Source organism: Kitasatospora sp. NPDC001683 (genome assembly GCF_053596495.1).
In genome coordinates this window covers 1-6,474 of the sequence record NZ_JBSFGK010000184.1, presented here as the reverse complement: position 1 = coordinate 6,474, position 6,474 = coordinate 1, and the positions used below count along the sequence as shown (strand labels likewise).

Genomic DNA, 6,474 nt, shown 5'->3' with positions numbered 1-6,474 from the left:
TGGGGCGGATCTCGCGTGGCGGGATGCTGCCGTTGTCCACGCGGGAGGGTCTCGCGCTCTTCGATGCCGGCCTCACCCACGACCACCCCGTGCTGTACCCGATGCGCCTGGACCGCGCCGCGCTGCGCACCGCGGGCGAACTGCCGCCCGTCCTGCGCGCCCTGGTGACGGCCCCGGTCCGGAGGAACACGGCTGCGCCGGCCGGGACCGGCTCGACCGACGGCGACCGACTCGCCCGGAGCCTCGCCAACCTGCCCGAGGCCCAGCAGGAGCGGGTGCTGCTCGACCTGGTGGCCACCGAGGTGGCGACCGTGCTCGGTCTGGCGGCGAACGAACCGCTCGACCCCACCCAGGTGTTCAAGGACCTCGGCTTCGACTCCCTCACCGCCGTCGAGCTGCGCAACCGGCTCGGTGCCGCCACCGGACTGCGCCTGCCCGCGACCCTCGCCTTCGACCAGCCCAGCCCGTCGGCCCTCGCCGGCTACCTCCGGACCCGACTGCTCGAAGGCCGGACCGCACTCCCGACGGCGGGCGCGACCACGGCCGCGCCGATCGACGAGCCGATCGCCATCGTCGGCATGAGCTGCCGCTTCCCCGGCGGGGTCCGCAACCCCGAGGACCTCTGGGACCTCGTGGCGAACGGCGGAGACGCGATCAGCGCCTTCCCCGACGACCGCGGCTGGGACCTGGACGCACTGTTCGACCCGGACCCCGAGCGCCAGGGAACCTCGTACGTCCGTGAGGGCGGATTCCTCGACGGAGCAGCCGACTTCGATCCGGTCTTCTTCGGGATCTCGCCGCGTGAGGCCCTCGCCATGGACCCGCAGCAGCGGCTCCTCCTGGAGTCCGCGTGGGAGACCTTCGAGCGGGCCGGGATCGCACCGGCCTCGGTCCGGGGCAGCCAGACCGGCGTCTTCACGGGCGTGATGTACCACGACTACGTCAACCTGGTGCAGGACCAGGAGGGCCTGGAGGGCTACGCCGGCAACGGCAGCGCGGGCAGCATCGCCTCGGGCCGGATCGCCTACAGCCTCGGCCTCGAAGGACCGGCCGTGACGATCGACACCGCCTGCTCCTCGTCGCTCGTCGCGATGCACCTGGCGAGCCAGGCGCTGCGCGAGGGCGAATGCTCGCTGGCGCTCGCCGGCGGCGTGACCGTGATGTCCAGCCCGAACACCTTCATCGAGTTCTCCCGTCAGCGCGGTCTCGCCGCCGACGGCCGCTGCAAGCCGTTCGCCGCCGGCGCCGACGGCACCTCCTGGTCCGAGGGAATCGGACTGGTGCTGCTGGAGCGGCTCTCGGACGCGCGGCGCAACGGCCACCAGGTGCTGGCCGTGATCCGTGGCTCCGCGGTCAACCAGGACGGCGCCTCGAACGGGATGACCGCGCCCAACGGCCCCTCCCAGCAGCGGGTCATCACCATGGCGCTCCAGAAGTCGCGGCTGGCGGCCGACGAGGTCGACGCGGTGGAGGCGCACGGGACCGGCACCACCCTGGGTGACCCGATCGAGGCGCAGGCGCTGCTCGCCACGTACGGGCAGGGGCGTTCCGCGGACCGTCCGCTGTGGCTGGGGTCGGTGAAGTCCAACCTGGGGCACACCCAGGCGGCCGCCGGTGTGGCGGGTGTGATCAAGATGGTGCAGGCGATGCGGCACGGTGTGCTGCCTCGGACCCTCCACGTGGACGCGCCGTCGCCGCACGTGGACTGGTCGGCGGGCGAGGTCTCGCTGCTGATCGAGGACCGGGAGTGGCCGGAGACGGGGCGTCCGCGTCGGGCGGGTGTGTCCTCCTTCGGCATCAGCGGGACCAACGCCCACGTCATCCTCGAACAGGCCCCGCAGAGTGCCGAGTCGGCTGCTCCGGCGAGCTCGGCGGCGGTTCCGCCGGTCTCCGTGCTCTCCGCGCGCAACGATGCCGCGCTCCGGGACCAGGCCGCGCGACTGGCCGTCCACGTCTGTGCGGACGGCTCCCTGACCGTGGCCGAGGTGGCCCGCTCGCTCGCGACCACCCGGTCCCCGCTCGCCCGCCGTGCGGCGGTGGTGGCGGCGGACCGTGAGGGGCTGTTGCGGGGGCTTGAGGCCCTGGCGGAGGGTCGCCAGGCCAAGGAGTTGGTGGATGCCGCTGCTGTCGGCGGCAAGACGGCGTTCCTGTTCACCGGTCAGGGTTCCCAGAAGCCAGGAATGGGCCGGGAGTTGTACGAGGCCTTCCCGGCGTATGCCAGCGCCTTCGATGCCGTGTGTGCGGAGCTGGACAGGCACCTGGACGGTTCGGTCCGGGAAGTGGTGTTCGGCGACGACGCCGAGCTGCTGAACCGGACCGTGTGGGCGCAGGCTGGGCTGTTCGCGCTGGAGGTGGCGCTGTTCCGCCTCCTTGAGTCGTGGGGTGTGAGCCCGGACCTCCTGCTCGGCCACTCGATCGGTGAAGTGGCGGCCGCGCATGTGGCGGGGGTGTTCTCGCTGGAGGACGCCGCTGCGCTGGTGGCGGCGCGTGGTCGGTTGATGCAGGCACTGCCCGCCGGGGGCGCGATGCTCGCGGTGGCGGTCGATCAGCAGACCGCTGTGGAGCTCCTCGCGGGCTGTGAGGGGCTGGTCGATGTCGCGGCGGTCAACGGTCCGCGTTCGGTGGTGCTTTCGGGCGACGCTGGGGCGATCGAGAAGGTCGAGCAGAAGGCAAGGGCGGCCGGCCACCGGGTCAAGCGCCTTTCCGTCAGCCACGCCTTCCACTCGCCGCTGATGGAGCCGATGCTCGCGGAGTTCGGCACGGTCGTCCGCGCTCTCAAGGCGGACGAGCCCCGGATCCCGGTCGTCTCCAACGTGACCGGCGCACTCGCCACCGCCGAGGAGCTGACCAGCCCCGACTACTGGGTGCGACACGTCCGCCAGGCCGTGCTATTCCACGACGGTGTGCGCACCGCCTCCCAGTTGGGTGCGACCCGCTTCGTCGAGCTGGGCCCGGACGGCGTCCTGACCGCCCTCGCCCAGGACTGCCTCACCGACACCGCCACCCACGCCTTCACCTCCCTCCTGCGCCGCGACCGCCCCGAGGACCAGGCCGTCGCCGCGGCCCTGGGCGCCCTGCACTGCTGGGGCACCGTCCCCGACTGGCAAGCCGTGTACGGGGGTTCGGGCGCGCGCCGAGTCGACCTGCCCACGTACGCCTTCCAGCGTCAGCGCTACTGGCCCGACGCCGTCCCGACCGAGCCGCACCGGACGCCGTCGCACCAGCAGGCCGTCCCGGAGGAGAACGCCGCCGCTCCGGCCTCGACGCACGGCTTCGACTCGGCCGAGGACGCTGGTCGCGCCCTGCTCGACCTGGTCCGGGAGACCGTCGTCGCCGTGCTCGGGCACGACGCGCAGGAGACCGAGGACGCCGAACGCGCCTTCCGTGACCTCGGCTTCGACTCCATGACGGCCGTCGAGTTCCGCAACCGGCTGAACCGGGCGACCGGGCTGAGCCTGCCCACGACCCTGGTCTTCGACCACCCCACCCCCGCCGCACTGGTCCGGCACCTGCGGGCCGAACTGCTCGGGGGAGACGACCGGACGCAGGTCGCACACCGCACGGTCGGCAGCGACGAACCGATCGCGATCATCGGCATGGCCTGTCGCTTCCCGGGCGGGGCGAACTCCCCGGAGGAGCTGTGGCGGCTGGTCGAGGGCGAGGTCGACGCCATCACGCCGTTCCCGGCCGACCGGGGATGGAACCTCGACGCCCTCCACGACCCCGACGCCGACCGGATCGGCACGACCTACACCCGGGGCGGTGGATTCCTGCACGACGCGGCCGAGTTCGACGCCGGCTTCTTCGGGATCTCGCCGCGCGAGGCGCTGGCCATGGACCCGCAGCAGCGGCTCCTGCTCGAAACGAGCTGGGAGGCCTTCGAGCGGGCCGGGGTGACGCCCGAGTCGGTCCGCGGCAGCGGTACCGGCGTGTTCGTCGGCACCAACGGCCAGGACTACACGGCGCTCGTCTCGGCGTCCGCGGAGAACCTGGAGGGGTACCTCGGCACGGGTGGTGCCGGGAGCGTCGCCTCCGGCCGGATCGCGTACACGCTGGGCCTCGAAGGACCGGCGCTGACGGTGGACACCGCCTGTTCCTCGTCGCTGGTCGCGCTGCACCTGGCCGCCGAGGCACTGCGGCGCGGTGAGTGCTCGCTCGCGCTGGCCGGCGGGGTGACCGTCATGTCCACCCCGGTGTCCTTCATCGAGTTCTCCCGGCAGCGCGGGCTGGCCCCGGACGGCCGCTGCAAGCCGTTCGCCGCCGCGGCCGACGGCACGGGCTGGTCGGAGGGCGCGGGCATGCTGCTCGTGGAGCGGCTGTCGGACGCGCGGCGCAACGGGCACCGGGTGCTGGCCGTGATCCGTGGCTCGGCCGTCAACCAGGACGGCGCGTCGAACGGTCTGACGGCGCCCAACGGCCCGTCCCAGCAGCGGGTGATCCGCCAGGCCCTCGCCAACGCGGGTCTGACCGGCGCCGACGTCGACGCCGTGGAGGCGCACGGCACGGGCACGGCCCTCGGCGACCCGATCGAGGCGCAGGCGCTGCTCGCCACCTACGGCCGGGAGCGCCCCGAGGACCGTCCGCTGTGGCTCGGTTCGATCAAGTCCAACATCGGGCACACCCAGGCCGCGGCCGGCGTGGCGGGCGTCATCAAGACGGTCATGGCGATGCGAAACGGCGTGCTGCCGAGGTCGCTGAACCTGGACGAGCCGACTCCGCACGTCGACTGGACCTCCGGCGGCGTTGCGCTGCTGACGGAACGCCGGGAGTGGCCGGAGTGGGGCCGGCCGCGGCGAGCCGCCGTGTCCTCGTTCGGCATGAGCGGCACCAACGCGCACCTCGTGCTCGAACAGGCCCCGACGGAGGCCGAGATGGCCCCGGTCGCGCTGCCGTCCACCACCCCGGTGGTGTGGCCGCTGTCGGCCAAGTCGGAGGAGGCGCTGCGCGCCCAGGCCGAGCGGCTGGGCGAGTACCTCGCCTCCCGCCCGGACGCGGACCTGGTCGCGGTCGGGCGCGAGCTCGCGGTGGCCCGTACGGCCTTCGCCCGCCGCGCCGTGCTGACCGCTGCGGACCGCGCGGAGCTCCTCGGCGCGTTGGAGGCTCTGGCGGGCGGTGCGGGGGAGATCCTGCTCGCCCGGGAGAGCACGAGGACGGTGTTCCTGTTCACGGGGCAGGGTTCCCAGCGGTTGGGGATGGGCCGGGAGTTGTACGGGGCGTTTCCGGTGTTCGCGGGCGCGTTCGACGCGGTGTGTGCGGAGCTGGACGGGCATCTGGACGGTTCGGTCCGCGACGTGGTCTTCGGTGACGATGCCGAGTTGCTGAATCGGACGGTGTGGGCGCAGGCGGGGCTGTTCGCGCTGGAGGTGGCGCTGTTCCGCCTCCTTGAGTCGTGGGGTGTGAGCCCGGACCTCCTGCTCGGCCACTCGATCGGTGAAGTGGCGGCCGCGCATGTGGCGGGGGTGTTCTCGCTGGAGGACGCCGCTGCGCTGGTGGCGGCGCGTGGTCGCCTGATGCAGGCACTGCCTGCGGGCGGCGCGATGCTCGCCGTCGGGGTGCCGGTCGAGGAGGCGGGGGAGCTGCTCGCCGGGTTCGCCGGCCGGGTGGATGTCGCTGCGGTCAACGGTCCGCAGTCGGTGGTGCTTTCGGGTGAGGCCGGGGCGATCGGGGAGATCGAGCAGGCGGCACTGGCGGCCGGCCACCGGGCCAAGCGCCTGTCGGTGAGTCACGCCTTCCACTCGCCGCTGATGGAGCCGATGCTGGCCGAGTTCGGTACGGTCGTCAGCGCTCTGGCGGCGGCTGAGCCGAGGATCCCGGTCGTCTCCAACGTGACCGGCGCACTCGCCACCGTCGAGGAGCTGACCAGCCCCGACTACTGGGTGCGGCACGTCCGCCAGGCCGTGCTGTTCCACGACGGCGTGCGCACCGCAGCTGAACTGGGTGCGACCCGCTTCGTCGAGCTCGGCCCCGACGGCGTGCTCTCCGCGATGGTGCAGGGCATCCTCGTCGGCCCCGAGACCGGAGCGAAGCCCGAGACCGTGACGATTCCGCTGCTGCGCAGGGGCCGGCCCGAGCCGCGGAGCCTGTTCGACGCGCTCGGACGGGCGCACGCCACCGGTGTCCCGGTCGACCTGTCGGCGCTCCTCGGAACGACCGCCGCCTCCGCAGCCGACCTGCCGACCTACGCCTTCCAGCGTGAGCGGTACTGGCCGACGCCGGCCGAGCGGGCCGAGCTGCCCGCGTGGCTGGGCGGCGCCGCGGGCGCGTCCAAGCTGAACGAACTGCTGTACCGCGTCACTTGGGCGCCGCTCGCCGGCCGGGTTCCGGCTGTGCTGTCGGGGCGGTGGTTGGTGGTGTCGGTGGACGGGTGTGCCGATGTGGTGGGCGCGTTGGTCGCGGCGGGTGCCGAGGTCGTGGAGTGTGCGGCGGGGGAGGTGTCGCAGCGGGCGCTGGTGGGTGAGCGGTTGAGTGGTGTGG

1 protein-coding gene is annotated in these 6,474 nt (G+C 73.1%); it reads left to right on the top strand.

Features of this window, described 5'->3' with window-relative positions:
- Positions 1-32: 32 nt before the first annotated feature.
- Positions 33-6,474: type I polyketide synthase (locus ACWCYO_RS39915; protein ID WP_449786967.1), on the top strand; the 6,442-nt coding region annotated here is incomplete at its 3' end.